Here is a 26714-nt window from a genome sequence, read left to right on the forward strand (position 1 = left end):
GATGGATTTGTAAACAACACCAATCCACTGTGGGAGCGAGCCTGCTCGCGATGAGGCCGGTGCAGGCGCCACAAAGGATCGTCTTTAAATCAACGTCTCGATACGCAACGAGTTAGTCGACCCCGGCTGCCCGAACGGCACACCCGCCGTGATCAACAACGTATCCCCGCGCCGGGCCATCCCCTGCGCCTGCGCAATTTCCAGCGCGGTCGAGCACACTTCATCCACCTGCCGCAGCCGATCATTGACCACCGAATGCACGCCCCACGCCACCGTCAAACGGCGGGCCGTCTGCAGGTTCGGCGTCAGGTTCAGAATCGGCACCGTCGGCCGTACCCGTGCGGCACGCAAACTCGACGTGCCGGACTCGCTGTAGTTCACCAGCACCGCCACCGGCAGCACATTACTGATGCGACGAATCGCACAGCTGATCGCATCGGAAACAGTCGCCTCGGCCTTCGGCCGGCTCACGTCCAGTTGCGCCTGATAGTCCGGACCGTTTTCCACCTGGCGGATGATCTTGCTCATCATCTGCACGGCTTCCAGCGGGTACTCGCCGGATGCGGTCTCCGCCGACAGCATCACCGCATCCGCGCCTTCGGCCACGGCGTTGGCAACGTCGGTCACCTCGGCGCGGGTCGGGGCCGGGGAGAAACGCATCGACTCCAGCATCTGCGTCGCCACCACCACCGGTTTGCCGAGCTGACGGCAGATGCTGATGATGTTTTTCTGGATCTGCGGCACGCTTTCGGCCGGCACTTCCACACCCAGGTCACCGCGAGCGACCATGATCGCGTCGCTCAGTTCGGCGATTTCCCTCAGTTGGGTGACGGCCGAGGGTTTCTCGATCTTGGCCATCAAAAACGCTTTGTCACCGATCAGTTCGCGGGCTTCGCGAATGTCTTCCGGGCGCTGCACAAACGACAGCGCGACCCAGTCCACGCCAAGCTCCAGACCGAAACTCAAATCGCGACGATCCTTGGCGGTCAGCGGGCTCAGCTCCAGCACCGCTTGGGGCACGTTCACCCCTTTGCGATCCGACAGTTCGCCGCCATTGAGCACCGTGGTGTCGATGGCGTCGGAGTACTTGGTCACCACGCGAAGACGCAGCTTGCCGTCGTCCAGCAGCAGGTCCATGCCCGGTTCCAGCGCGGCGATGATTTCCGGGTGGGGCAGGTTGACCCGACGCTGATCCCCCGGCGTCGGGTCCAGGTCCAGGCGCAGTGCCTGACCGCGATGCAGCTGCACCTTGCCCTCGGCGAATTTGCCGACCCGCAATTTCGGGCCCTGCAGGTCCATCAGAATCCCCAGCGGATAATTCAGCTGGCGTTCGACTTCACGAATCCACTGATAGCGCTGGGCATGGTCGGCGTGATCGCCATGGCTGAAGTTCAGGCGGAAGATATTGACCCCGGCCTGCACCAGCTCACGGATGTCGTCGATCCCGTCGGTGGCCGGGCCAAGGGTGGCGAGGATTTTGACCTTTTTGTCAGGCGTCATGTTTAGGGCTCTCGAGAATCAGGATGGCGCGGAAGTCGTTGACGTTGGTGCGGGTCGGCTCGGTGACGATCAGTGCGTCCAGCGCCTCGAAATAGCCGTAGCCATTGTTGTTGTCCAACTCGTCGCTGGCGCTCAAACCGAGGGCTGCGGCGCGGGCGTAGCTGTCCGGGGTCATGATCGCGCCGGCGTTGTCTTCGGAGCCGTCGATGCCATCGGTGTCACCGGCCAGCGCATAGACGCCGGGCAGGCCTTTGAGGCTGTCGGTCAGGCTCAGGAGGAATTCGGCGTTGCGCCCGCCTCGGCCGTTGCCACGCACGGTGACGGTGGTTTCACCGCCGGAGAGGATCACGCACGGCGCCGCCAACGGTTGACCGTGCAGAACCACTTGCCGAGCGATGCCGGCGTGGACTTTGGCCACCTCGCGGGATTCGCCTTCCAGGTCACCGAGGATCAAGGGGCTGAAACCGGCCTGACGGCATTTCACCGCAGCAGCTTCAAGCGATTGCTGTGGGCGGGCGATCAACTGGAAATGACTGCGTGCTAGGCTCGGATCACCGGGTTTGACCGTCTCCGATTCCGGGCTCTGCAGCCAGTTGCGCACGGACGCGGGGACTTCGATGCCATAGCGCTTGAGGATCGCCAGGGCTTCGGCAGAGGTACTTGGATCGGCCACGGTCGGGCCGGAAGCGATGACCGTGGCGAGGTCGCCCGGCACATCGGAAATCGCGTAGGTATAAACCGTGGCAGGCCAGCAAGCCTTGCCGAGACGGCCGCCCTTGATCGCCGAGAGGTGCTTGCGCACGCAGTTCATCTCGCCGATGGTGGCGCCGGATTTGAGCAGGGCTTTGTTGATCGATTGCTTGTCGGCCAGGGTGATGCCAGCCGCTGGCAACGCCAGCAGGGCAGAACCGCCGCCCGAAAGCAGGAAGATCACGCGGTCGTCTTCGGTCAGGTTGCTGACCAGTTCAAATACTCGCTTGGCGACTGCCTGACCTGCGGCGTCCGGCACCGGGTGAGCGGCTTCCACCACTTCGATTTTTTCGCACGGGGCGCCGTGACCGTAACGCGTTACCACCAGACCTGAGACTTCACCCTGCCAGCAACGCTCGACCACCTGGGCCATGGCCGCTGCGGCTTTGCCGGCGCCGATGACGATCACCCGACCACTGCGATCTTTGGGCAAATGAGCTTCGAGGACTTGCTGCGGATGGGCCGCGTCGATGGCTGTGGCAAACAGCTCGCGCAGGAATTGTTGCGGATCGACCGACATGGCGGGCTCCCGGAAATTTCTTGTTATTGGAGGGCGACTCGGTTCCCTGTGGGAGCGAGCCTGCTCGCGATTCAGGCACTGCGGTCTTTCAGGTACACCGCGGTGATTTCATCGCGAGCAGGCTCGCTCCCACAAGTTGTGGGGCAGAGCTTACTTATCGCGAATCGAGAAATTCGCCATGTGTTCCAGGCCCTTGATCAGCGCCGAGTGGTCCCAGTTGCTGCCACCGATGGCCGCGCAGGTGCTGAACACTTGCTGGGCGTTGGCGGTGTTGGGCAGGTTGATGTTCAGCTCCTTGGCGCCTTGCAGGGCGAGGTTCAGGTCCTTCTGGTGCAGGCTGATGCGGAAGCCTGGGTCGAAGGTGCCTTTGATCATGCGCTCGCCGTGCACTTCGAGGATCTTCGACGAAGCGAAACCGCCCATCAGCGCTTCACGCACCTTGGCTGGATCGGCACCGTTTTTCGACGCGAACAGCAGGGCTTCGGCCACGGCCTGGATGTTCAGCGCAACGATGATCTGGTTCGCCACTTTCGCGGTTTGACCGTCGCCGTTACCGCCGACCAGGGTGATGTTTTTGCCCATGGCCTGAAACAGCGGCAGAGCGCGCTCGAAGGCATCGGCGTCGCCACCGACCATGATGCTCAGGGTCGCTGCTTTAGCGCCGACTTCACCACCGGACACCGGTGCGTCGAGGTACTGCGCGCTTTTTTCGTTGATCTTGGCCGCGAAGGCTTTGGTGGCGGTTGGCGAGATCGAGCTCATGTCGATCACGATTTTGCCTTTGCCCACACCGGCGGCAACGCCATCGGCGCGGAACAGCACGTCATCGACCTGCGGGGTATCCGGCACCATGACGATGATGAATTCCGCTTCTTGCGCGACTTCTTTCGGGTTCGCCAGCGCGACGGCGCCAGCGGCGATCAGGTCGGCCGGGGCAGCGTCGTGGTGCGCCGACAGGAACAGGCTGTGACCGGCTTTTTGCAGGTTCAACGCCATTGGGTGGCCCATGATGCCGGTGCCGATAAATCCGATTTTAGCCATGAGAAAATCCTCTTGTTTTTATAAGCAGCTGTAGGAGCTGCCGAAGGCTGCGATCTTTTGATTTTGCTTTTGAAGGTCAAGATCAAAAGATCGCAGCCTTCGGCAGCTCCTACAGGGATATACGTTTAGATCGCGTTATGGGTTTTGAGCCAGCCCAGACCCGCTTCCGTGGTGGTCAGCGGCTTGTATTCACAGCCAACCCAACCCTGATAACCGATGCGGTCCAGGTGTTCGAACAGGAAGCGGTAGTTGATTTCACCGGTGCCCGGTTCGTTGCGCCCAGGGTTGTCGGCCAACTGGATGTGGTTGATCTCGCCCAGGTGCGCGGCCATGGTGCGGGCCAGGTCGCCCTCCATGATTTGCATGTGGTAGATGTCGTATTGCAGGAACAGGTTGGCGCTGCCGACCTGCTCGCGAATCGACAAGGCTTGCGCCGTGTTGTTCAGGTAGAAACCCGGGATGTCGCGGGTGTTGATCGCTTCCATCACCAGTTTGATGCCCGCCGCTTGCAGCTTGTCGGCCGCGTACTTGAGGTTGGCGACGAAGGTTTTTTCCACGGTGGCATCGTCGACGCCTTGTGGACGAATACCGGCCAGGCAGTTGACCTGGGTGTTGCCCAATACTTTGGCGTAAGCGATGGCCAGGTCGACACCGGCGCGGAACTCTTCAACCCGGTCCGGCAGGCATGCGATACCGCGTTCGCCCTTGGCCCAGTCACCGGCCGGCAGGTTGAACAGCACTTGGGTCAGGCCATTGGCGTCGAGCTTGGCCTTGATCTCGGCGGAGCTGAAGTCGTAGGGGAACAGGTACTCGACACCACTGAAGCCGGCCTTGGCGGCCGCTTCGAAACGGGCAAGAAAATCCTGTTCGGTGAACAGCATGGACAGGTTGGCTGCGAAACGCGGCATGGTGGTCTCCCGTAAAAAATAGGTGCCTGTAGCAGCTGCCGAGGTACGAGGCTGCGTTGGGCTGCGAAGCGGCCCTCGACAGCGGTCCTGCGGACACGCAACGCAGCCTCGTACCTCGGCAGCTGCTACAGGTATCAGGTCATCTTAATCAAGCAACGAAATCGCCGTTGGCGCATCGTTGCCGACCAGCGCCAGGTCTTCGAATTCGTTGACGGCGTTGATCTCGGTCCCCATGGAAATGTTGGTTATGCGCTCCAGGATAATCTCGACGATCACCGGTACCTTGAACTCTTCGATCAGTTCCTGAGCCTTGCGCAGGGCCGGCTGGATCTGACCCGGTTCGAACACACGCAGCGCCTTGCAACCGAGGCCTTCGGCCACCGCGACGTGATCGACACCGTAACCGTTGAGTTCCGGAGCGTTCAGGTTATCGAAGGACAGCTGCACGCAGTAGTCCATGTCGAAACCGCGCTGGGCCTGACGAATCAGCCCCAGGTACGAGTTGTTTACCACAACGTGGATGTACGGCAGCTTGAACTGCGCGCCTACCGCCAGTTCTTCGATCATGAACTGGAAATCATAGTCGCCCGACAGCGCCACGACCTTGCGGGTCGGATCAGCCTTGACCACGCCCAGCGCTGCCGGAATGGTCCAGCCCAACGGGCCGGCCTGGCCGCAGTTGATCCAGTGACGCGGCTTGTAGACGTGCAGGAACTGTGCGCCGGCAATCTGCGACAGACCGATGGTGCTGACGTAGCAGGTATCTTTGCCGAACACCTGGTTCATCTCTTCGTAAACGCGCTGCGGCTTGACCGGCACGTTGTCGAAGTGAGTCTTGCGCTGCAGGCTGGCCTTGCGCTGTTGGCAGTCTTGCAGCCAGGCGCTGCGGTTTTTCAGCTTGCCGGCGGCTTGCCATTCCCGAGCGACTTCGATGAACACGGTCAGCGCGGCAGCGGCGTCGGAGACGATGCCCAGGTCCGGATTGAACACACGACCGATCTGCGTTGGTTCGATGTCGACGTGAATGAACTTGCGGCCTTCGGTATACACGTCGATCGAACCGGTGTGGCGGTTGGCCCAACGGTTACCGACACCCAGCACCACATCGGATTTCAGCAGGGTCGCGTTGCCGTAACGGTGCGAAGTCTGCAGGCCGACCATGCCGACCATCAGCGGGTGATCGTCCGGGATCGTGCCCCAGCCCATCAGGGTCGGGATCACCGGAATACCCGTCAGCTCGGCAAACTCCACCAGCAATTCGCTGGCGTCGGCATTGATGATGCCGCCACCGGCGACCAACAGTGGACGCTCGGCCTGATCGAGCATGGCCAGGGCCTTCTCGATTTGTACGCGGTTCGCGGTTGGCTTGGCCAGCGGCAGTGGTTCGTAGGCGTCGATGTCGAATTCGATTTCAGCCATCTGCACGTCAAACGGCAAGTCGATCAGCACGGGGCCTGGACGACCGGAACGCATTTCGTAAAAGGCTTTCTGGAACGCGTAGGGCACCTGGCCCGGTTCCATGACGGTGGTTGCCCACTTGGTCACTGGCTTGACGATGGCGGTGATGTCGACAGCCTGGAAGTCTTCCTTGTGCATACGGGCGCGGGGTGCTTGCCCGGTGATGCAAAGGATCGGGATCGAGTCGGCCGAGGCGCTGTAGAGCCCGGTGACCATGTCGGTGCCGGCCGGACCGGAAGTGCCGATGCACACGCCGATGTTGCCGGCCTTGGTACGGGTGTAGCCCTCGGCCATGTGCGAGGCGCCTTCAACGTGGCGAGCGAGGACGTGATCGATGCCACCGACCTTCTGCAAGGCGGAGTACAGCGGGTTGATCGCGGCGCCGGGGATGCCAAAAGCGGTATCAACCCCTTCACGGCGCATCACCAGAACGGCGGCTTCGATTGCTCTCATTTTGCTCATGGTTTTGTGCCTCTTACGTTTTGTAATTGTATACAAGTGGCTTTGCGCAGAGTGTATTCACGGCGGACGGCGCAGGTCAATCCATTTTCTCAAGCGGCTGTTTCATTCGTCGGAAGCTCGATTTACCGTGGATTTTTGTCGAATGTGGCGCTTTTCGAAAATTATTGTATACAAAAAAATAACTCATTGTGTTCTATTTGTTGCATCGGATTGCTGAACAAAAAGCAGTCCAACGGCTTTCCCTATAACAAAATGAGGACAGCACCATGAGCGCTTTAACCTTGAAAGTCGCAGTCAACCTGACCAGTCAGGCCATCGCCGCGGGGCGTGCAATCTCCGCAGCTCCATTGACCATCGCGGTCCTGGATGCCGGCGGGCATCTGATCACCTTGCAACGCGAAGACGGCGCGAGCCTGCTGCGCCCACAGATCGCGATCGGCAAAGCCTGGGGCGCCATCGCCCTGGGCAAAGGCTCACGCCTGCTGGCGCTGGACGCGCAACAGCGCCCGGCGTTTATCGCGGCGTTGAACAGTCTGGGGCAGGGCAGTGTGGTGCCTGCACCGGGCGGGGTGTTGATTCGGGATCAGGATGGGAACGTGCTGGGGGCTGTTGGCATCAGCGGGGATCTGTCGGATGTTGACGAGCAGTGTGCGATCAATGCGATCGAGGCATTGGGGTTGCGGGCGGATGCGGGGGTTGCTGCTTGATTTGTGGTGAATGAACTACCGCTATCGCGAGCAGGCTCGCTCCCACAATGGTTCGGTGGTGGACACAAAATGTCTGTACACCGCCAATCCACTGTGGGAGCGAGCCTGCTCGCGATGGCTGTCCATCAGACATCTCTAGCGATAAGTCTGTCCTGCCTTCAGGCATTCGCCGGTCTACCCTTCTTCATGAATTGATCATGCAAGGGGCAAAGGAATGCCTGATTTACCCGCTTCAAACCGCTTGCGCATCGGCCGCTATGCCGAGCCAAACCGCATCTATCTTTTGACTACCAACACACTTGGTCGACAGCCTGTTTTCAACGACGTTCTCTTGGGCAGATTAGTCGTCGCACAATTTCGCATTGCGCAGGACCACGGCTGCGCTAACTCATTGGCCAGGGTCGTCATGCCCGATCACTTTCACTGGTTGATCGAGTTACAGCAGGGGTCGTTGAGTGAACTGATGCAAAAGACCAAATCTTTGAGTACCAAAGCAATAAATCTGTCTACCGGCCGTAAGATCGGCCTTTGGCAGCATGGCTTTCATGACCGGGCGCTGCGCCGTGAGGAAGATTTGGTAAAACTGGCACGGTACATTGTGGCAAACCCATTACGCGCGGGATTGGTCGAGCGTCTCGGCGACTATCCGCTGTGGGATGCTATCTGGGTTTGAACTGAAACCGGGTCGCCTTCATCGCGAGCAGGCTCGCTCCCACAGGAGATTTGTGGGCACTGGAGATCCAATGTGGGAGCGAGCCTGCTCGCGATGAAGGCACGCAGTCTTTCAGTCCAGCTCACATCCCTTGAGCACCAACCGGATAATCGTCTGCGCCGCCGCTTCATAATCGGCCTCATCCAGCTTGGCTTTGCCGGTCACGGCAGAAATCTGCCAATCGAAGTCGGCATAGGTCTGGGTCGCCGCCCAGATGCTGAACATCAGGTGGTTGGGGTCGATGGGGGCGATCTGGCCGCGGTCGATCCAAGTCTGGATGCAGTCGATGTTGTGCTTGGCCTGGCCGTTGAGCTGCTCCACCAGGTCGGGGCTCAGGTGCGGGGCGCCGTGCATGATTTCGCTGGCGAACACCTTGGAAGCAAAGGGCAGGTCGCGGGAGATGCGGATTTTCGAGCGGATGTAGCCGCTCAGTACTTCGCTGGGCACACCGTCGGCGTTGAACGGCGTCGAGGCCTGCAGGATGGGCTCGATGATGCTTTCCAGGACCTCGCGGTAGAGGTTTTCCTTGGATTTGAAGTAGTAGTAGACGTTGGGCTTGGGCAATCCCGCCTTGGCTGCGATGTCACTGGTTTTGGTCGCAGCGAAGCCCTTGTCGGCAAATTCTTCACTGGCGGCACGCAGGATCAGTTCTTTGTTGCGCTCGCGGATAGTGCTCATAAACCAGGTGATTCCTTGCCTGTTCTGGCGGTTGCGCATGGTAGCACCGGCCTCGCGCGGCGCTCAAGAATGCCCCGTGCGACGCGCGGCCGCGCTATGCTGCGCAGCATCCATTCAAGAAGGAAGCCTGATTCATGGCAGGAAGCAGTTTGCTGTTGCTGATCGACGACATTGCCGCCGTACTCGACGATGTGGCGTTGATGACCAAAATGGCCGCCAAGAAGACCGCCGGCGTGCTCGGCGACGATCTGGCGCTTAATGCCCAACAGGTTTCCGGCGTGCGTGCCGAGCGGGAAATCCCGGTGGTGTGGGCGGTGGCCAAGGGCTCGTTTCTCAACAAGCTGATCCTGGTGCCGTCGGCCCTGGCCATCAGTGTGTTCATTCCGTGGCTGGTCACGCCGTTGTTGATGGTCGGTGGCGCTTATCTGTGTTTCGAAGGTTTCGAGAAACTCGCCCACAAATTCCTGCACAGCAAGGCTGAAGACCAGGCCGAGCATGCCGAGCTGGTCGAGGCTGTGGCCAATCCGGCGATCGATCTGGTGGCGTTCGAGAAAGACAAGATCAAGGGTGCCATCCGCACCGACTTCATTCTTTCCGCGGAAATCATCGCCATCACCCTCGGCACCGTGGCCGATGCTTCGCTGACCCAGCAAGTCATCGTGCTTTCGGGGATCGCCATCGTCATGACCATCGGCGTCTACGGCCTGGTGGCGGGTATCGTCAAACTCGACGACCTCGGTTTGTGGCTGACTCAGAAGCCCGGGCAGATGGCTAAAAGCATCGGCGGCGGGATTCTGCGTGCGGCGCCGTACATGATGAAAAGCCTGTCGGTGATCGGCACGGCGGCGATGTTCCTGGTGGGCGGCGGGATTCTGACCCACGGTGTGCCAGTGGTTCATCACTGGATTGAAAGTGTCAGCGCCGGGGCGGGTGGTGCCGGGTTTATCGTGCCGACATTGCTGAATGCGGTGGCGGGGATTGTGGCGGGTGCGGTGGTGTTGGCGGGTGTGATGGTTGCCAGTAAAATCTTCAAGGCGATTAAGGGCTGAAGCCGGGCACTATTCAAAAATGTGGGAGCGAGACCGGCTTGCCGGCGATAGCGGTGCGTCAGTCAACATGGATTTTAACTGTACTGACCTCATCGCGAGCAGGCTCGCTCCCACAGGTGATTTGTGGTGTTTGAGACTCCGCGCATGAAAAAGGCCATTCGATTCGCATCGAATGGCCTTTTTTGTGACCGCAGAAATTACTCGGCGATCTGCAACTTGCGCGACTCGGTGTACACGTAACGCACTTTCTCGTACTCGAACGGCGAGTTCAGCTGGCCGTAGCGGAAGCTGGTCTGGTAGCGCTTGTCGACGCCACGCAGAACCCAGACCTCAGGGTGGTTGGAGCTGACTTCGGAGACGTTCAGGAAGTTGATCGCCGACTCTGCGGTGAAGTCCACTGCCAGGCCGCCGGTGTCGCGGATGTTTGAAGGCCCGAGGATCGGCAGCACGAAGTAGGCGCCGCCCGGTACGCCGTAAAAGCCCAGGGTCTGGCCGAAATCTTCGCTCTGGCGCGGCAGGCCCATGGCGGTGGCCGGGTCCCACAGGCCGGCGATACCGACGGTGGTGTTGAGCAGCAGGCGCGCGGTGGTTTCCATCGAACGCTGACCCTTGAACTGCAGCAGGCTGTTCAACAGGTTTGGCACGTCACCGAGGTTGTTGAAGAAGTTGCTGACACCGGTACGCAGGAAGCTCGGCGTGATGTAGCGATAACCGTCGACCACCGGCAGGAACACCCATTGGTCAAAACGATAGTTGAAGTGATAAACCCGGCGGTTCCACTCTTCCAACGGGTCGTAGACATTCAGTGCGTTGAGCGTCGAGCGTTCGAACTCGCGCTGATCCAGCCCGGGGTTGAATTTGAGTTTGCTCAACGGTTCTTTGAAGCCGTCACTGTCGATCACGACAGGGGCGTTGGCTTTGCTGTTGTCGGCATTGGCGACGCCTGCACAGAGTAACGCTGCGATAAGCAGGAGGTATTTAGCCACGGAAAAACTCCAGCATGGCGTCGCTGTTGACGCGGTAGTTAAGGTTGCCGCAATGGCCGCCCAGTGGATAAACGGTCAAGCGATCGCCGAAAGTCTTGCGCAGGAAGCCGAGGTCGCCAGGGCCGAGGATCACGTCGTCAGCGTTGTGCATGACGGCGATTTTCGGGCTGTCGTGCAGGTAGTCCTTCAGTGCATACAGGCTGACCTGGTCGATCAGTTGCAGCAGGCTGCCGCCGTCGGTGCGGGCACGCCACATCGGGATGACCTGCTCGGTGATGTAGCAGTCGAAGTCACATTGCAGCGCACGTTTGAGGAACGGCGTGAGCGTGGTGCCTTCGGTGATCGGGTATTTCGGTGGCGTGATCAGGCCGCGACGGTTGATCAGGTCCGAGGTGAAAGCGATGTCGGCTGCCGAGAAACGGAACGAGGTGCCGATCAGCATGGCCATCTGTTCGTTGCTCAGGTGTTGCTTGGACTGCTGGAAGTCATAAAGCAGGGCATCGTTGAGGTCGATGTAGCCTTTCTGCTGGAAGTAGCGGGTCAGTTTGTTCAGCACCAGTTCATAGAAGGTGGTGGTGTTGTTGATGCCCTTGACCTCGGTCTGGACCAGCTTGTCCAGGTTGGTGATCGAGGTGTAGAGGTTGACCGGCGGGTTGAGCAGCAAGACTTTCTTGAAATTGAAGCTGCGGCGGGTTTCGTCCAGGTGCGCGACGAAGGCGGCATCCAGTGCGCCGAGGCTGTAACCGGTCAGGAAGTAATCGGTGACCGGCACTTTCGGGTTCTGTGCCCGGATCGCCTGCATTACCCGGTACATGTCTTCGGCGTCTTCCTTGGTGATGCCCGGGGTGGCAAAGCGTGAAGCGGCGCTCATGAAGTCGAAGCTGGTGGGCGACGACAGTTGCACCACGTGGTAGCCGGCCTTGTAGTAGAGCTTCTTCAGGTATTCGTTAAGGCTGCTGTCGTAGCGCGCGCCGGTGCCGGCGATCAGAAAGATCAGCGGTGCGTCTTTATCCTGGGTAGCGATGCGATAGGTAAATTTCTTCACCGGCCAGAAATTGTCCGGCAGTTCGAACTCGCGCTCCGGGCGCAACGTGACGCTGCGGTCCGCCTGATTGATGTCGTCGTCCAGCGGCAACTCCGGACGCAGGTCCGGCGGTGTCGTGGCAATGGTCGCCTCGAACGGGTTGGTCAAGGGGTAGCCATAGCTGGCGGCGTCGATATCGACCGCCAGTGCGGACGCACTCAAAATAAGGCCGCCAAACAGGGCGGCGAAGCGCAAGGAACGGAGCATGACTAGATCCCTTAGAGGAAGGTGCCGAATGAAGTTCGCAGGCTATGACCACGGGGTTTGCGCCAAAGTGCCATGGATCGGCACCAATCAGGCCTAATTTCGGAGTAATGGTAGCTGGACGATACACTTTGCAGCTATTTCGTGACCAATTATCTGTTGCGCGCGTTTGCTTAGGGCTGTCGGGGGATTAAGCTGGCCGCCGTTTTCGTTTATTGGAGTGCTTCATGTCCCGCCGTTTGCCCGTGATTCTGCTGCTTGTTTTGCTGCCTTTATGGCTGGCCGCCAGTTATGGCGCCCGTTATGGCTTCATGGAGGATGCTCAATGGGTCGGCCTCTGCGTGGACGAGGCGAGCCGTTGGGAATGCCAGGTCCGTTCGAGCCTGGGCCTGATGATTCATTTCAAGGTATTGGGCTGGGCGGCATTGGCGGCAGCGGTGATCGGCTTTGTGCTGCCGGGCCGGGCCGGGTGGTGGTTGGCGGTGCTGGCGCTGGTGTTCGGGTTTCCGGCGCTGGCGTTGTACAACACCACGTTGGCGGTGTTTGCGGTGGTGATTGCTGCGTTGCGTCTGGTCCGGGCATCCCGCAGCGCTTGATAATCAGTCATCGTCGGAACGCCGCCCGGAGCAGGCTCGCTCCCACATTTGATCTTTGTCGTACACAAAATTCGTGGCCACCGAAGATCCATTGTGGGAGCGAGCCTGCTCGCGAAGAGGTATGCGCCGCGCTGAAGATTAACTCTTGCGAACCCGCAAACTGCGCCACAACGCCGCCACCATCAACACACTCACCAGCGCCCAGCCCCAGGCCTGCTGGTTCTGCAAACCTTCTTGATACAGCTGCGGCGCAATGCCGGCACCGATGATGAAGGTCAGCAATGCAATTTCCCTGCGCGGCGCGCTCACCGGACGGCACAGATAAACCAGTGCCGGCAGGATGAACGCAACACTCGGGAAGCTGCGATAGCGCGGATCGAACACCAGCTCCAGCATCGTCACCGCCGCGGCAAACCCTGCCGCCGCCAGCCACCAGCCCGCCCGACGCTCCAGCGCAGCGAACGCTCGTGTACGCCAGCCGGTGCGTGCGCTCAGGGTCAGTGCCGCATGGGCCAGTACCAAGAGGTTCAACGCCGTCAGCAAAGCGACCCACAGCCATTCATTGGCAAAGCGGGTGGTGACACGGGCCAGGTCGCCCCAGGCACCGATCGAGCAGGCGGCCAGTGCGCCGAGCAGTGGTAGAACCAACGCCGCACGGGTGCTGCGCACGCGACCGCCGAGGATCAACGTGCCGAGGAAGATCAAACCGCCGACAACCAGCCACTGCGACCAGTACGGCACGTTCGAAACCGGACCCGCCAGTACACCTTTGTCCTGACGATCGGCATCAAACAGGCCCCAGTAACCACCGACAGCACCTTCGCTGGCGCGTTTCCATGGCTGGTCGAAGGCTTCAATCAGGTTGTAGTGCCAGCCTTCCTGCTCGGCCATGATGACAAACGCGCGAATGAACCTGGCTTCGTTGACCCGGCTCGGCAGGGCGGTTTCGCGCTGGCGGCCTTCGCTTGGCCAACCGGTTTCGCCAATCATTACGTCCTTGGGCGCGAATTTGTTGCCGAACACCTGGCGTACTTCGGCCACGTGCTGCAGGGCGGCGTCGATGTTCGACGGGTCATCTTCCCAATACGGCAGCAAGTGGATCGTCAGGAAGTCCACTGCCGGGGCGATTTCCGGGTGCTTGAGCCAGAACTCCCAGACGTCGGCATAAGTGACAGGCTGCTTGACCTGGCTTTTGACCTTGTTGATCAGCCTGGCCAACTGCGCGCCGGTGATTTCCTTGCGCAACAGGGTTTCGTTGCCGACGATCACCGAGGTCACCACATCTGCGTTGGCATTGGCCGAGGCGATCAGCAGGTCAACTTCCTTGGCGGTATCCACGGCGTTACTGTTGACCCAGGCGCCGATCATCAATTTCAGACCATGTTTGCGCGCCAGATCGGGGAGGGCCTCGAGGCCGGTCATGGAATAGGTGCGGATGCATTCGAAGCTTTTGGCCAGCAGCGCGAGGTCGGCGTCCATGCGCTCGGGGCGCAACTTGAACGGCTGATCGAATGGCGACTGGTCCTTGTCGAACGGCGTGTAGGAGGCGCACTGCAGCTTGTGTGTCGCGCTTGCAACGTCCGGCAGAATCACCGGTTTACCGATGCCGTACCAGAAACCGCCAAGGGCAAAAAGCCCCAGCAGGCAGGCAAAAAGATACGCAAAAAAAGGGAAGCGGGATGTCGCAGGCATGGTCAGGCCGTCTGGGAGCAAAGCCGCGCATGTTACCTTCATTTGGTGCGCGCTTGGTGGCCTGCATGATTTTGACATGCAAAGTTCGGGCGGATCGGCCGGGGCATTTCAGGTGGTCGCGATTAATGGCGTTCTGATGTCGTTTCTCGATGCCTTGAGGTCGCTGGCAGAGCAGGTCGCTGTTGGCGTGGGGTTGATTATCGAGGCGTCAGTGTTCTCATTAATAAATCGCGCTGATGATCGAACGAGTTTGCGGTGAGGCGTGATGGGCGCGCTGTGCACCATAACAATACGTTGACGCGACTCGGCATCCGTCGAGCGCAGCACTTTCGGGGAAGTAACGATGAAGATGCGACGACTTTTAGGCGCAAGTGCCGCTCTGGTGCTTGCGATTGGTTCCACAGTGGCCAATGCCGAGAGCAAAACCCTGAACATCGGTTACGTTGACGGCTGGTCCGACAGCGTTGCGACCACCCACGTGGCGGCCGAAGTGCTTAAGCAGAAGCTGGGTTACGACGTGAAGCTGCAAGCCGTCGCCACCGGGATCATGTGGCAGGGGGTGGCTACTGGCAAACTCGACGCCATGCTGTCTGCCTGGCTGCCGGTGACTCACGGCGAATACTGGACCAAGAACAAGGATCAGGTCGTCGACTACGGCCCTAACTTCAAGGACGCGAAAATCGGCTTGATCGTGCCGGAGTACGTCAAGGCTAAAAGTATTGCCGACCTGAAAACCGATGACACCTTCAAGAATCGCATCGTCGGCATCGACGCCGGTTCAGGCGTGATGCTCAAGTCCGATCAGGCGATCAAGGACTATGGCCTGGATAACTACACCCTCAAGGCCAGTTCCGGCGCCGGCATGATTGCCGAGCTGACCCGTGCCGAGAAGAAAAACGAGTCCATCGCTGTCACCGGTTGGGTGCCGCACTGGATGTTCGCCAAGTGGAAACTGCGTTTCCTGGACGACCCGAAAGGCGTTTATGGCGCGGCTGAAACCGTAAACAGCATCGGTAGCAAAGGCCTGGAAGCCAAGGCGCCGGACGCGGTCAAGTTCCTGAAGAACTTCCAGTGGGCGTCGAAAGACGAAATCGGCGAAGTCATGCTGGCGATCCAGGACGGTGCCAAGCCTGAAGCCGCTGCGAAAGATTGGGTGGCCAAACACCCGGATCGCGTAGCAGAGTGGGTTAAATGATTTGAACTGACGCGTTTGGTCAGCCCCTTAAAAGGCCGCTTGGCAGGATTGCCAAGCGGCCTTTTGCATTTTCCTGTGGGAGCGAGCCTGCTCGCGATTACGGTGTGTCAGTTAACGTTGATGTTGATTGACACACTGCATTCGCGAGCAGGCTCGCTCCCACATTGTTTAATGCAGGCTGGAAAATGGCGATTGCGTCATGTCGTTCTAATACTAAGGTCGTCTGGAACCTGCCCCGCAGCCGCATAGAGTGGATAACGTTCCAACTTCATCTGTGCTGCGAGGATAAAAACAATGAACGACAGCATTTACCTCTCGATTCAAAACAGCCCGCGCTTCAAGGAGCTGGTTAGTAAGCGAGAAAGGTTCGCCTGGATTCTTTCGGCGATCATGCTTGGGCTTTACTCCGGATTCATCCTTTTGATTGCTTACGGGCCGCATATTCTGGGCGCGAAACTCAGCCCTGAGTCATCGATTACCTGGGGCATACCGATCGGTGTCGGGCTGATTCTCTCGGCCTTTATCCTGACCGGAATCTACGTTCGACGCGCCAACGGCGAATTCGACGACCTGAACAATGCGATTCTCAAGGAGGCTCAGCAATGATCCGGCGTCTATTGGCTCTATTGAGTGTTGCGGCATTCGCACCGGGTGTCTGGGCGGCTGAAGCCCTGACCGGCGCCGTTCAGAAACAACCGCTGAACGTCGCCGCGATCCTGATGTTCGTGGCGTTTGTTGGCGCGACTTTGTATATCACCTACTGGGCCTCCAAGAAAAATAACTCGGCGGCCGACTACTATGCAGCCGGCGGCAAGATCACCGGTTTCCAGAACGGTCTGGCGATTGCCGGTGACTACATGTCCGCGGCGTCCTTCCTGGGTATTTCCGCTCTGGTGTTCACCTCCGGCTACGACGGCCTGATCTACTCGATCGGCTTCCTGGTGGGCTGGCCGATCATTCTGTTCCTGATCGCCGAGCGCCTGCGTAACCTGGGTAAATACACCTTTGCCGACGTGGCGTCCTACCGCCTCGGGCAAACCCAGATTCGCTCGCTGTCCGCTTGCGGTTCGCTGGTGGTGGTGGCGTTCTACCTGATCGCGCAAATGGTCGGTGCCGGCAAGCTGATCCAGCTGCTGTTCGGTCTCGACTATCACGTCGCGGTGATCCTGGTCGGTATCCTGATGTGCATGTACGTGCTGTTCGGCGGCATGCTGGCGACCACTTGGGTGCAGATCATCAAGGCCGTGCTGTTGCTGTCTGGTGCCTCGTTCATGGCGCTGATGGTGATGAAGCACGTCAACTTCGATTTCAACGCACTGTTCTCCGAGGCGATCAAGGTTCACCCTAAAGGTGAGGCGATCATGAGCCCCGGCGGTCTGGTGAAAGACCCGATCTCTGCGTTCTCCCTGGGCCTGGCACTGATGTTCGGTACCGCTGGCCTGCCGCACATCCTGATGCGCTTCTTCACCGTGAGTGACGCAAAAGAAGCTCGTAAGAGCGTGCTGTATGCAACCGGCTTCATCGGCTACTTCTACATCCTGACCTTCATCATCGGCTTCGGCGCGATCCTGCTGGTCAGCACCAACCCGGTCTTCAAAGATGCTGCTGGCGCGCTGTTGGGCGGCAACAACATGGCGGCGGTGCACCTGGCCAACGCGGTCGGTGGCAGTATTTTCCTGGGCTTCATTTCTGCAGTAGCGTTCGCGACCATTCTGGCGGTAGTTGCCGGTCTGACCCTGGCCGGTGCTTCGGCGGTGTCCCACGACCTGTATGCCAGCGTGATCAAGAAGGGCAAGGCCAACGAGAAGGACGAGATCCGTGTCTCGAAAATCACCACCATCGCTCTGGCGGTGCTGGCGATCGGTCTGGGCATTCTGTTCGAAAGCCAGAACATCGCGTTCATGGTGGGCCTGGCGTTCTCCATCGCGGCGAGCTGTAACTTCCCGGTGCTGCTGCTTTCCATGTACTGGAAGAAGCTGACCACCCGCGGTGCGATGATCGGTGGCTGGTTGGGGCTGATCAGTGCCGTTGGCTTGATGGTGCTTGGGCCAACCATCTGGGTGCAGATCCTGCATCACGAGAAGGCTATCTTCCCGTATGAGTATCCGGCGCTGTTCTCGATGATCATTGCCTTTGTCGGGATCTGGTTCTTCTCGATCACTGACAAGTCCAAGGCGGCTGACAATGAGCGGGCGCTGTTCTTCCCGCAGTTTGTTCGTTCGCAGACTGGTCTGGGGGCGAGTGGGGCGGTTGCTCACTAAGTCTTCGGGTTTTGTCTAAGTAAGTTGCGGTAAACAGAAATGCCCCGGTCGAGAGATCGGGGCATTTTTTGTTGGGTGGGAATTAGCTTTTGTAGGGGCGAGGCTTGCCCATGTAGGCGGTGTCATGGTTAGCCGGGCTTTTTGGTCGTGTACATATCCATTTCTTCGGTAACGGCGGCTTAGGGTTCCGCTCTTACAGCGGGTCACTTGGAAAAGCGCCAAGTAACCAAGCGCTCTCGCCCCTGACGTCCGGTGCCTCGCCCAGGCTCGGCATGCCCTCGCTCTGGTCCTGCTCCGTGGGCCCGCTGCCATCGGCCATCCATGGCCGGGGGCGGCTACCGCGGCATCCTTGCCGCGGTGCCCACTGCGCAGAACCTCCGCTCGGCCTCCCGACGGGGCAGATCAAGATCAAAAGCAAGATCAAAAACCAGAGCCAGAGCTGCGTTGAACCTGTGGGAGCGAGCCTGCTCGCGAAAAGCGTCCGGACACCGCGTTCATTCAGACCGCACGCGTCATCGTTGACGTTCATCGCGAGCAGGCTCGCTCCCACAGGGGGAACACGTACGCTTGAAGTGACAGGCCGGCCGGTAGGCCGCCTCGCGGTGCTGTTGCGGTAGTCGCCCCCTCGAGAGGCCGAGTGGAGGTTCTGCGCAGCGGGCCCACGGAGTAGGACCGGAGCGAGGGCACCCTGAGCCTAGGCGAAGGGCCGAACGAAAGGGGCGAGAGCGTTTGGTTACTTGGCGCTTTTCCAAGTGACCCGCTGTAAGAGCGGACCCCTAAGCCGCCGTTACCGCAGAAATGGATATGTACACGACCAAAAAAACCAGTGCCATCAAAGCGCACAAACAAAAACGGCCTCTATATAAATAGAGGCCGTTTCCGGTGCAACTTAAGACGTTATCGCAAGACAGGTCTTATTTGCGGTCTTCCAGCTTGGTGATGTCACGCGACTCGTAGCCGGTGTACAACTGGCGCGGGCGGCCGATCTTGTACGGGCTGGAGAGCATTTCTTTCCAGTGGGAGATCCAGCCGACAGTCCGCGCCAGGGCGAAGATCACGGTGAACATGCTGGTTGGAATGCCGATCGCCTTGAGGATGATCCCCGAGTAGAAGTCGACGTTCGGGTACAGCGAACGTTCGATGAAGTACGGGTCGGTCAGGGCGATCTCTTCCAGGCGCATGGCCAGTTCGAGTTGCGGATCGTTGTTGATGCCCAGTTCCTTCAGCACTTCGTCGCAGGTCTGCTTCATGACGGTGGCGCGTGGGTCGCGGTTTTTGTAAACGCGGTGACCGAAGCCCATCAGTTTGAACGGATCGTTCTTGTCCTTGGCCTTGGCGATGTACTTGTCGATGTTCGAAACATCGCCAATCTCGTCAAGCATGGTCAGAACTGCTTCGTTCGCACCGCCGTGGGCAGGGCCCCACAGTGCAGCGATGCCGGCGGCGATACAGGCGAACGGGTTGGCTCCCGAAGAACCGGCCAGGCGTACGGTGGACGTCGATGCGTTCTGCTCGTGGTCGGCATGGAGGATGAAAATCCGGTCCATGGCCTTGGCGAGTACCGGGCTGATCGGTTTGATCTCGCACGGGGTGTTGAACATCATGTGCAGGAAGTTTTCCGCGTACGTCAGGTCGTTGCGCGGGTACATCATGGGTTGACCCATGGAGTACTTGTAAACCATCGCTGCCAGGGTCGGCATCTTGGCAACCAGGCGGATCGCGGAGATTTCGCGATGCTGCGGGTTATTGATGTCCAGGGAGTCGTGGTAGAAGGCCGAGAGGGCGCCGACTACACCGCACATGACGGCCATCGGGTGGGCGTCGCGACGGAAGCCGTTGAAGAAGGTCTTCAGCTGCTCGTGAACCATCGTGTGGTTCTTCACGGTGCTGACGAACTGGGCCTTCTGTTCTGCGGTCGGTAATTCGCCGTTGAGCAGCAGGTAGCAGGTTTCCAGGTAGTCCGACTTTTCAGCCAGCTGTTCGATCGGGTAGCCGCGGTGCAGCAGGATGCCGTTGTCGCCGTCGATATAGGTGATCTTCGACTCGCAAGAGGCGGTCGACATGAAACCAGGGTCAAAGGTGAAACGGCCCGTGGCCGTCAGGCCCCGAACATCGATAACATCGGGACCAACGGTGCCGGTTAAAATGGGCAGCTCGACGGGGGCTGCGCCCTCGATGATCAACTGCGCTTTTTTGTCAGCCATGTGGCCTCCTATTTATGCTTGAAATCATCAGACAGACCCCCCACGCAGGGCCCGCACCACTATAGTGAGATAAATTTGAATGTCAATTTGCCTAAAGTCTTGCTCCAGAAGGCTTTAACCGGACTTTTTCCTCGAAATTGACTGCCATTTACGCCTTTTATCCAACTTGTGCAATGCGCTATTAGGGGAAGGTGAACGCGTTGTCATTAGTAGCCTAACTGTCTATACTCGGCCTCCGACCGCCAGGGGCTTTTGGGCCTGCTTTATTGGGGGTCGCACTCCCTGGGTGGTGGGTACCTGACCAGTGCACTCCCCAACAACTTTGCCCTGATTGTTAGGGGCTCTTCAGTGTGAAAAAAAGCCGTGAATAGCCAACGACCTGTAAACCTAGACCTAAGGACCATCAAACTCCCAGTCACTGCTTACACGTCCATTCTTCACCGTATATCCGGTGTCATCCTCTTTGTCAGCCTGGCCATCATGCTTTATGCATTGGACAAGTCGCTCGACTCGGAAGAAGGCTTCGGGCAGGTGAAAGCGTGTCTGACCAGTCCGCTAGCCAAGCTAGTGACATGGGGCATCCTGTCCGCTCTGCTGTATCACTTGGTTGCCGGTGTGCGCCACTTGATGATGGACATGGGCATCGGTGAGACGCTTGAAGGCGGCAAACTGGGCTCGAAAATCGTTATCGCCGTTTCCGTGGTGATAATCGTTCTGGCAGGAGTTTGGATATGGTAACTAACGTCACGAACCTGTCGCGTTCGGGCCTCTATGACTGGATGGCACAGCGTGTGTCTGCGGTCGTTCTCGCGGCTTACTTCATTTTCCTGATCGGATACGTCGTCGCCAACCCTGGCATCGGCTACGCCCAATGGCATGAACTGTTCGCAAGCAACTGGATGCGTATTTTCAGTCTCCTGGCTCTCGTTGCCCTCGGCGCTCACGCCTGGGTCGGCATGTGGACCATCGCGACCGACTACCTGACGCCAATGGCGTTCGGCAAGTCCGCGACTGCAATACGTTTCCTCTTCCAGGCAGTATGCGGCGTTGCGATGTTCGCCTACTTCGTCTGGGGTGTGCAGATTCTTTGGGGTATCTGATTCATGTCTAATACAGTTAACACGCTTTCGTTCGACGCCATCATCATTGGCGGCGGCGGTGCTGGCATGCGCGCTGCTCTGCAGCTGGCACAGGGCGGTCACAAGACTGCCGTTGTCACCAAGGTTTTCCCGACTCGTTCGCACACTGTATCCGCCCAGGGTGGCATCACCTGCGCCATCGCCTCGGCAGATCCGAACGATGACTGGCGCTGGCACATGTACGATACCGTCAAGGGTTCCGACTATATCGGTGACCAGGACGCTATCGAATACATGTGTTCCGTAGGTCCGGAAGCGGTCTTCGAACTTGAGCACATGGGCTTGCCGTTCTCCCGTACCGAACAGGGCCGTATCTATCAGCGTCCGTTCGGCGGTCAGTCGAAAGACTTCGGCAAAGGTGGCCAGGCTGCCCGTACTTGCGCCGCTGCCGACCGTACCGGTCACGCACTGCTGCACACCCTGTACCAGGCCAACCTCAAGGCCGGCACCGTATTCCTCAACGAATACTACGGCGTCGACCTGGTGAAGAACGAAGATGGTGCCTTCGTAGGCATGATCGTCATCTGCATCGAAACCGGCGAAACCTCCTACGTCCGCGCTAACGCCACCGTACTGGCGACTGGCGGTGCAGGCCGTATCTACTCGTCCACCACCAATGCCCTGATCAACACCGGTGACGGCGTCGGCATGGCTCTGCGTGCTGGCGTGCCGGTACAAGACATTGAAATGTGGCAGTTCCACCCGACCGGCATCGCCGGCGCCGGTGTATTGGTTACCGAAGGCTGCCGCGGTGAAGGCGGTTACCTGATCAACAAGCACGGCGAGCGTTTCATGGAGCGTTATGCTCCGAACGCCAAAGACCTGGCTGGTCGTGACGTTGTTGCCCGTTCGATGGTTAAAGAAATCATCGCCGGCAACGGTTGCGGTCCGGATGGCGACCACGTAATGCTGAAACTCGATCACCTTGGTGAAGAAGTTCTGCACAGCCGTCTGCCAGGCATCATGGAACTGTCCAAGACCTTCGCCCACGTCGATCCAGCCGTGGCGCCGATTCCGGTCGTTCCAACCTGCCACTATATGATGGGCGGCGTTGCCACCAACATTCATGGTCAGGCGATCACTCAGGATGCCGACGGCGTCGACCAGATCATTCCTGGCCTGTTCGCAGTAGGCGAAGTGGCTTGCGTATCGGTTCACGGTGCCAACCGTCTGGGCGGCAACTCGCTGCTCGACCTGGTGGTATTCGGTCGTGCTGCCGGCCTGTTCCTGGAACAGACCCTGAAAGAAGGCGTCGACTACGCTCGCCCTCGCCAGTCCGACATCGACGCTGCCCTGGCACGTCTCGATGGCCTGAACTCGCGTACCGAAGGTGAAGACGTCGCTACCCTGCGTAAAGAGCTGCAAAGCTGCATGCAGAACTACTTCGGTGTATTCCGTACCGGCGAATACATGCAGAAGGGTATTGCCCAGCTGGCTGATCTGCGTAGCCGTATCGCCAACGTCAAAATCAACGACAAGAGCCAGGCGTTCAACACGGCTCGGATCGAAGCTCTGGAATTGCAGAACCTGCTGGAAGTGGCCGAAGCTACTGCCATCGCCGCAGAAATCCGCAAAGAGTCCCGCGGTGCTCACGCCCGTGAAGACTTCGAAGAGCGCGATGACGTTAACTGGCTGTGCCACACCCTGTATTTCCCGGGTGAGAAGCGCGTTGCCAAGCGTGCCGTGAACTTCTCGCCAAAAACAGTCCCGACCTTTGAACCAATGATTCGGACTTATTAAGGGTGGCCGCCATGTTGCAAGTCAGTGTTTATCGCTACAACCCTGATCAGGACGCCGCGCCGTTCATGCAGGAATTCCAGGTCAATACCAACGGTAAAGACCTGATGGTGCTGGACGTGCTGGCCCTGATCAAAGAGCAGGACGAGGGTTTCTCCTATCGTCGCTCTTGCCGTGAAGGCGTTTGCGGTTCCGACGGCATGAACATCAACGGCAAAAACGGTCTGGCGTGCGTCACGCCGCTGTCCTCTGTCGTAAAAGGTAACAAGCTGATCGTTCGTCCTCTGCCAGGTTTGCCGGTTATCCGTGACCTGGTCGTCGATATGAGCATCTTCTACAAGCAATACGAAAAGGTTAAGCCATACCTGCAGAACGACACGCCGGCTCCGGCCATCGAACGTCTGCAGACCCCTGAAGAGCGTGAAAAGCTCGACGGTCTGTACGAGTGCATCCTGTGCGCTTGCTGCTCGACCTCTTGCCCGTCCTTCTGGTGGAACCCGGACAAGTTCCTGGGTCCAGCTGCTCTGCTGCAAGCGTATCGCTTCCTGGCAGACAGCCGCGACACCAAGACTGCCGAGCGTCTGGCTTCGCTGGATGATCCGTTCAGCGTATTCCGCTGCCGCGGGATCATGAACTGCGTCAACGTCTGTCCGAAAGGCCTGAACCCGACTAAGGCCATCGGTCACGTACGTAACATGTTGCTGCAAAGCGGCGTGTGATTCAGCTGCTGTACCCGTAGGACTGCTGTACCCGTAGATGCTACGGCGCAGGCTTCAACCGGCGCCGTAGTTTTAACCTGAGCAGCAGCTTATAAGGCTGCGGCTCTTATTTTGAAGAAATGAGACAAGCAGGGGCATCCGGGCTGGTACCCGGACTATCAGCGTGATCCTAAGTGGCTTGTTTTGGTCGCTGCATTCGGACTTCTGCAAGTTTGCTCGGTGTCGACGCCGGTGGTGTTCCCCTAACCGAGGGTGACCAAGCATGCAAGAAAGCGTGATGCAGCGCATGTGGAACAGTGCCTACCTATCCGGTAGTAACGCTGCCTATGTGGAAGAGCTCTACGAGCTCTACCTGCACGACCCTAACGCTGTGCCAGAAGAGTGGCGCACCTACTTCCAGAAGTTGCCTGCTGACGGCAACACTGCCACCGATGTTTCGCACTCCACAATTCGCGATCATTTCGTCTTGCTGGCAAAGAACCAGCGCCGCGCCCAACCGGTTTCCGCCGGCAGCGTGAGCAGTGAGCACGAGAAGAAGCAAGTTGAAGTGCTGCGATTGATCCAGGCCTACCGTATGCGTGGCCACCAGGCAGCCCAGCTTGACCCGCTGGGGCTGTGGCAGCGTCCTGCACCTGCAGACCTGTCGATCAATCACTACGGCTTGACCAATGCCGATCTTGATACGACCTTCCGTGCCGGCGACCTGTTCATCGGCAAAGAGGAGGCGAGCCTACGCGAAATTCACGAAGCGTTGCAGCAGACATATTGCCGCACCATCGGCGCTGAATTTACGCATATCACCGATTCCGAGCAGCGCCAGTGGTTCCAGCAGCGTCTGGAAAGCGTGCGCGGCCGTCCGACTTATTCCGCCGACATCAAGAGCCACTTGCTTGAGCGCGTTACCGCCGGCGAAGGTCTGGAAAAATACCTGGGGACCAAATACCCGGGTACCAAGCGGTTTGGTCTGGAAGGCGGCGAGAGCCTGATTCCGATGCTCGACGAGCTGATCCAGCGCTCCGGTTCCTACGGCACCAAGGAAATCGTTATCGGCATGGCCCACCGTGGCCGTCTGAACGTGCTGGTCAACACCTTCGGCAAGAATCCGCGCGAGTTGTTCGACGAGTTCGAAGGCAAGAAGAAGGTCGAGCTGGGTTCCGGTGACGTTAAGTATCACCAGGGCTTCTCGTCCAACGTCATGACCACCGGCGGTGAAGTTCACCTCGCGATGGCCTTCAACCCGTCCCACCTGGAAATCGTATCTCCAGTGGTCGAGGGTTCGGTTCGCGCCCGTCAGGATCGTCGTAACGACCCTACCGGCGAGAAGGTTCTGCCGATCTCCATCCACGGTGACGCGGCATTCGCCGGTCAGGGCGTGGTGATGGAAACCTTCCAGATGTCGCAGACCCGCGGTTTCAAGACCGGCGGCACCGTGCACATCGTGATCAACAACCAGGTCGGTTTCACTATCAGCAACCCGCTGGACTCGCGCTCCACCGAGTACGCGACCGACGTTGCGAAAATGATCCAGGCGCCGATCCTCCATGTGAATGGTGATGATCCGGAAGCCGTATTGTTCGTGACCCAGCTGGCCATCGACTACCGCATGCAGTTCAAGCGTGACGTGGTGATCGACCTGGTCTGCTACCGTCGTCGTGGCCACAACGAGGCCGACGAGCCAAGCGGCACCCAGCCAATCATGTATCAGCAGATCACCAAGCAGCGCACCACCCGTGAGCTGTACGCCGATCGTCTGACCCAGGGCGGTGTGCTTGACGCAGAGCGTGTTCAGGCGAAAGTCGACGAATACCGCAACGCGCTGGACAACGGCCTGCATGTTGTAAAAAGCCTGGTCAAAGAGCCGAACAAAGAGTTGTTCGTGGACTGGCGTCCGTATCTGGGCCATGCCTGGACCGCGCGTCACGACACTCGCTTCGATCTGAAAACCTTGCAGGAATTGTCCGCCAAGCTGCTGGAAATTCCAGAAGGCTTCGTGGTTCAGCGCCAAGTCTCGAAGATCTACGAAGACCGTCAGAAAATGCAAGCCGGCGGCCTGCCGATCAACTGGGGTTACGCCGAAACCATGGCGTACGCGACCCTGGCGTTCGAAGGTCATCCGATTCGCATGACGGGTCAGGACATCGGTCGCGGTACGTTCTCGCACCGTCACGCTGTCTTGCACAACCAGAAAGACGCGGGTACTTACATCCCGCTGCAAAACCTGTACAAGGGCCAGCCACGTTTCGACCTGTACGATTCGTTCCTGTCCGAAGAAGCCGTGCTGGCGTTCGAATACGGTTACTCGACCACCACGCCTGAGGCGCTGGTGATCTGGGAAGCCCAGTTCGGCGACTTCGCCAACGGTGCCCAAGTGGTTATCGACCAGTTCATCACCAGTGGCGAACACAAGTGGGGCCGTCTCTGCGGTCTGACCATGTTGCTGCCGCACGGTTATGAAGGTCAGGGACCGGAGCACTCGTCGGCGCGTCTGGAGCGTTACCTGCAGCTGTGCGCCGAGCACAACATTCAGGTTGCCGTACCGACTACCCCGGCCCAGATCTACCATTTGCTGCGTCGTCAGGTGATTCGCCCGCTGCGCAAGCCATTGATCGTTCTGACTCCGAAGTCGCTGCTGCGTCACAAACTGGCCGTGTCGACCCTGGAAGATCTGGCCGAAGGTTCGTTCCAGACCGTTATCCCGGAAATCGATGTTCAAGACCCGAAAAAGGTCGAGCGCATTGTTCTGTGTAGCGGCAAGGTCTACTACGACCTGTTGGAAAAACGCCGTGCCGAAGGTCGTGATGACATCGCCATCGTGCGTATCGAGCAGCTGTACCCATTCCCTGAGGACGACTTGAACGAAGTCCTGGCTCCGTACACCAACCTCAAACATATCGTTTGGTGTCAGGAAGAGCCGATGAACCAGGGTGCCTGGTACTGCAGCCAGCATCACATGCGCCGCATCGTTGGCAATCACAACAAGTCGCTCGTACTCGAGTACGCCGGCCGTGATGCTTCTGCTGCACCTGCTTGTGGTTATGCATCGATGCACGCTGAGCAGCAGGAAAAACTGCTGCAAGACGCCTTTACTGTTTAACGCCTTCGCGCACCTGAA

General features: G+C 59.0%; 22 protein-coding genes. 12 read left to right on the forward strand and 10 right to left on the reverse strand.

The window, feature by feature from the left end:
• Positions 1 to 84 precede the first annotated feature (84 nt).
• The 5 genes from pyk to gcl all read right to left on the reverse strand — a co-directional run bounded on the left by pyk (position 85) and on the right by gcl (position 6639).
• Positions 85 to 1500, reverse strand: a complete 1416-nt coding sequence (pyk, locus tag ACYZUD_RS32470; protein WP_462021854.1) for a pyruvate kinase — start codon at positions 1498 to 1500, stop codon at positions 85 to 87.
• On the reverse strand, positions 1490 to 2770 hold the full coding sequence (locus ACYZUD_RS32475; RefSeq protein ID WP_462021855.1) for a glycerate kinase type-2 family protein: 1281 nt from the start codon (positions 2768 to 2770) through the stop codon (positions 1490 to 1492). The genes pyk and ACYZUD_RS32475 overlap by 11 nt, the downstream gene beginning before the upstream one ends.
• A gap of 150 nt (positions 2771 to 2920) precedes the next feature.
• A complete protein-coding gene (locus ACYZUD_RS32480; RefSeq protein WP_462021856.1) occupies positions 2921 to 3811 on the reverse strand; it encodes a 2-hydroxy-3-oxopropionate reductase in 891 nt (296 codons plus the stop codon).
• 125 nt (positions 3812 to 3936) lie between these two features.
• Positions 3937 to 4719 (reverse strand): hydroxypyruvate isomerase, encoded by a 783-nt coding sequence (gene hyi, locus ACYZUD_RS32485; protein WP_010456880.1) that lies wholly within the window; start codon positions 4717 to 4719, stop codon positions 3937 to 3939.
• Between the two features lie 144 nt (positions 4720 to 4863).
• Entirely contained in the window at positions 4864 to 6639 is a 1776-nt protein-coding gene (gcl, locus tag ACYZUD_RS32490; RefSeq protein ID WP_462021857.1) for a glyoxylate carboligase, read from the reverse strand.
• A gap of 266 nt (positions 6640 to 6905) precedes the next feature.
• Between gcl and ACYZUD_RS32495 the strand changes: the two genes are divergently transcribed.
• Both ACYZUD_RS32495 and ACYZUD_RS32500 read left to right on the forward strand, forming a co-directional pair.
• Entirely contained in the window at positions 6906 to 7346 is a 441-nt protein-coding gene (locus tag ACYZUD_RS32495; protein ID WP_462021858.1) for a GlcG/HbpS family heme-binding protein, read from the forward strand.
• Positions 7347 to 7560: 214 nt separating this feature from the next.
• On the forward strand, positions 7561 to 8019 hold the full coding sequence (locus ACYZUD_RS32500; protein ID WP_462021859.1) for an REP-associated tyrosine transposase: 459 nt from the start codon (positions 7561 to 7563) through the stop codon (positions 8017 to 8019).
• Between the two features lie 111 nt (positions 8020 to 8130).
• Here the strand turns inward: ACYZUD_RS32500 and ACYZUD_RS32505 are convergent, their stop codons facing one another.
• The gene (locus ACYZUD_RS32505) at positions 8131 to 8736 is read right to left on the reverse strand and encodes a TetR/AcrR family transcriptional regulator (protein ID WP_462021860.1); all 606 of its coding nucleotides are present in this window, start codon (positions 8734 to 8736) and stop codon (positions 8131 to 8133) included.
• 134 nt (positions 8737 to 8870) lie between these two features.
• Here ACYZUD_RS32505 and ACYZUD_RS32510 point away from each other — a divergent pair, with 134 nt between their 5' ends.
• Positions 8871 to 9785, forward strand: coding sequence for a DUF808 domain-containing protein (locus tag ACYZUD_RS32510; RefSeq protein WP_462021861.1), 915 nt, complete (start codon positions 8871 to 8873; stop codon positions 9783 to 9785).
• 197 nt (positions 9786 to 9982) lie between these two features.
• Here ACYZUD_RS32510 and ACYZUD_RS32515 read toward each other — a convergent pair whose 3' ends face one another.
• Together ACYZUD_RS32515 and ACYZUD_RS32520 are read right to left on the reverse strand one after the other, a co-directional pair.
• On the reverse strand, positions 9983 to 10771 hold the full coding sequence (locus tag ACYZUD_RS32515; RefSeq protein ID WP_462021862.1) for an MlaA family lipoprotein: 789 nt from the start codon (positions 10769 to 10771) through the stop codon (positions 9983 to 9985).
• A complete protein-coding gene (locus tag ACYZUD_RS32520; RefSeq protein WP_462021863.1) occupies positions 10764 to 12062 on the reverse strand; it encodes a serine/threonine protein kinase in 1299 nt (432 codons plus the stop codon). The genes ACYZUD_RS32515 and ACYZUD_RS32520 overlap by 8 nt, the downstream gene beginning before the upstream one ends.
• A 224-nt stretch (positions 12063 to 12286) precedes the next feature.
• Here ACYZUD_RS32520 and ACYZUD_RS32525 point away from each other — a divergent pair, with 224 nt between their 5' ends.
• Positions 12287 to 12655 carry a hypothetical protein gene (locus tag ACYZUD_RS32525; protein WP_462021864.1) on the forward strand — a complete coding sequence of 123 codons (369 nt, stop codon included), beginning with the start codon at positions 12287 to 12289 and terminating at the stop codon, positions 12653 to 12655.
• A 138-nt stretch (positions 12656 to 12793) separates the two neighbouring features.
• On the opposite strand, the gene ACYZUD_RS32530 is transcribed toward ACYZUD_RS32525, so the two are convergent.
• Complete coding sequence (locus ACYZUD_RS32530; RefSeq protein WP_462021865.1) at positions 12794 to 14389, reverse strand: glycoside hydrolase family 17 protein; 1596 nt, start codon at positions 14387 to 14389, stop codon at positions 12794 to 12796.
• 301 nt (positions 14390 to 14690) lie between these two features.
• Here ACYZUD_RS32530 and ACYZUD_RS32535 point away from each other — a divergent pair, with 301 nt between their 5' ends.
• From ACYZUD_RS32535 to ACYZUD_RS32545, 3 genes are all read left to right on the forward strand, one after another.
• Entirely contained in the window at positions 14691 to 15542 is an 852-nt protein-coding gene (locus ACYZUD_RS32535) for a glycine betaine ABC transporter substrate-binding protein (protein ID WP_462021866.1), read from the forward strand.
• A 294-nt stretch (positions 15543 to 15836) separates the two neighbouring features.
• Positions 15837 to 16148, forward strand: coding sequence for a DUF485 domain-containing protein (locus ACYZUD_RS32540; RefSeq protein WP_462021867.1), 312 nt, complete (start codon positions 15837 to 15839; stop codon positions 16146 to 16148).
• The gene (locus ACYZUD_RS32545) at positions 16145 to 17803 is read left to right on the forward strand and encodes a cation acetate symporter (protein WP_462021868.1); all 1659 of its coding nucleotides are present in this window, start codon (positions 16145 to 16147) and stop codon (positions 17801 to 17803) included. Before ACYZUD_RS32540 ends, ACYZUD_RS32545 begins: the two co-directional genes overlap by 4 nt.
• Positions 17804 to 18717: 914 nt before the next feature.
• On the opposite strand, the gene gltA is transcribed toward ACYZUD_RS32545, so the two are convergent.
• Positions 18718 to 20007 carry a citrate synthase gene (gene gltA / locus ACYZUD_RS32550; RefSeq protein ID WP_017337241.1) on the reverse strand — a complete coding sequence of 430 codons (1290 nt, stop codon included), beginning with the start codon at positions 20005 to 20007 and terminating at the stop codon, positions 18718 to 18720.
• A 363-nt stretch (positions 20008 to 20370) separates the two neighbouring features.
• Here gltA and sdhC point away from each other — a divergent pair, with 363 nt between their 5' ends.
• The 5 genes from sdhC (at position 20371) to ACYZUD_RS32575 (ending at position 26696) form a co-directional block, all read left to right on the forward strand.
• Positions 20371 to 20745, forward strand: a complete 375-nt coding sequence (gene sdhC, locus ACYZUD_RS32555; protein WP_462021869.1) for a succinate dehydrogenase, cytochrome b556 subunit — start codon at positions 20371 to 20373, stop codon at positions 20743 to 20745.
• Positions 20739 to 21107 (forward strand): succinate dehydrogenase, hydrophobic membrane anchor protein, encoded by a 369-nt coding sequence (sdhD, locus tag ACYZUD_RS32560; protein ID WP_007945134.1) that lies wholly within the window; start codon positions 20739 to 20741, stop codon positions 21105 to 21107. Before sdhC ends, sdhD begins: the two co-directional genes overlap by 7 nt.
• A gap of 3 nt (positions 21108 to 21110) precedes the next feature.
• Entirely contained in the window at positions 21111 to 22886 is a 1776-nt protein-coding gene (gene sdhA, locus ACYZUD_RS32565; protein WP_462021870.1) for a succinate dehydrogenase flavoprotein subunit, read from the forward strand.
• Positions 22887 to 22897: 11 nt separating this feature from the next.
• Positions 22898 to 23602 (forward strand): succinate dehydrogenase iron-sulfur subunit, encoded by a 705-nt coding sequence (locus ACYZUD_RS32570; protein ID WP_407010860.1) that lies wholly within the window; start codon positions 22898 to 22900, stop codon positions 23600 to 23602.
• A gap of 262 nt (positions 23603 to 23864) precedes the next feature.
• Positions 23865 to 26696, forward strand: coding sequence for a 2-oxoglutarate dehydrogenase E1 component (locus ACYZUD_RS32575; protein WP_462021871.1), 2832 nt, complete (start codon positions 23865 to 23867; stop codon positions 26694 to 26696).
• The last annotated feature ends 18 nt before the right edge of the window (positions 26697 to 26714 follow it).

It is taken from the genome of Pseudomonas sp. XS1P51 (assembly GCF_054897845.1).

Coding starts and splice junctions, on each gene's coding strand:
- ACYZUD_RS32495 (WP_462021858.1), top strand. CDS start 6,906: ATGAGCGCTTTAACCTTGAAAGTCGCAGTCAACCTGACCAGTCAGGCC.
- ACYZUD_RS32570 (WP_407010860.1), top strand. CDS start 22,898: ATGTTGCAAGTCAGTGTTTATCGCTACAACCCTGATCAGGACGCCGCG.
- ACYZUD_RS32510 (WP_462021861.1), top strand. CDS start 8,871: ATGGCAGGAAGCAGTTTGCTGTTGCTGATCGACGACATTGCCGCCGTA.
- ACYZUD_RS32520 (WP_462021863.1), bottom strand. CDS start 12,062: ATGCTCCGTTCCTTGCGCTTCGCCGCCCTGTTTGGCGGCCTTATTTTG.
- gltA (WP_017337241.1), bottom strand. CDS start 20,007: ATGGCTGACAAAAAAGCGCAGTTGATCATCGAGGGCGCAGCCCCCGTC.
- pyk (WP_462021854.1), bottom strand. CDS start 1,500: ATGACGCCTGACAAAAAGGTCAAAATCCTCGCCACCCTTGGCCCGGCC.
- ACYZUD_RS32540 (WP_462021867.1), top strand. CDS start 15,837: ATGAACGACAGCATTTACCTCTCGATTCAAAACAGCCCGCGCTTCAAG.
- ACYZUD_RS32525 (WP_462021864.1), top strand. CDS start 12,287: ATGTCCCGCCGTTTGCCCGTGATTCTGCTGCTTGTTTTGCTGCCTTTA.
- hyi (WP_010456880.1), bottom strand. CDS start 4,719: ATGCCGCGTTTCGCAGCCAACCTGTCCATGCTGTTCACCGAACAGGAT.
- ACYZUD_RS32480 (WP_462021856.1), bottom strand. CDS start 3,811: ATGGCTAAAATCGGATTTATCGGCACCGGCATCATGGGCCACCCAATG.
- ACYZUD_RS32530 (WP_462021865.1), bottom strand. CDS start 14,389: ATGAAGGTAACATGCGCGGCTTTGCTCCCAGACGGCCTGACCATGCCT.
- sdhD (WP_007945134.1), top strand. CDS start 20,739: ATGGTAACTAACGTCACGAACCTGTCGCGTTCGGGCCTCTATGACTGG.
- ACYZUD_RS32505 (WP_462021860.1), bottom strand. CDS start 8,736: ATGAGCACTATCCGCGAGCGCAACAAAGAACTGATCCTGCGTGCCGCC.
- ACYZUD_RS32545 (WP_462021868.1), top strand. CDS start 16,145: ATGATCCGGCGTCTATTGGCTCTATTGAGTGTTGCGGCATTCGCACCG.
- ACYZUD_RS32575 (WP_462021871.1), top strand. CDS start 23,865: ATGCAAGAAAGCGTGATGCAGCGCATGTGGAACAGTGCCTACCTATCC.
- ACYZUD_RS32535 (WP_462021866.1), top strand. CDS start 14,691: ATGAAGATGCGACGACTTTTAGGCGCAAGTGCCGCTCTGGTGCTTGCG.
- sdhA (WP_462021870.1), top strand. CDS start 21,111: ATGTCTAATACAGTTAACACGCTTTCGTTCGACGCCATCATCATTGGC.
- ACYZUD_RS32500 (WP_462021859.1), top strand. CDS start 7,561: ATGCCTGATTTACCCGCTTCAAACCGCTTGCGCATCGGCCGCTATGCC.
- ACYZUD_RS32475 (WP_462021855.1), bottom strand. CDS start 2,770: ATGTCGGTCGATCCGCAACAATTCCTGCGCGAGCTGTTTGCCACAGCC.
- gcl (WP_462021857.1), bottom strand. CDS start 6,639: ATGAGCAAAATGAGAGCAATCGAAGCCGCCGTTCTGGTGATGCGCCGT.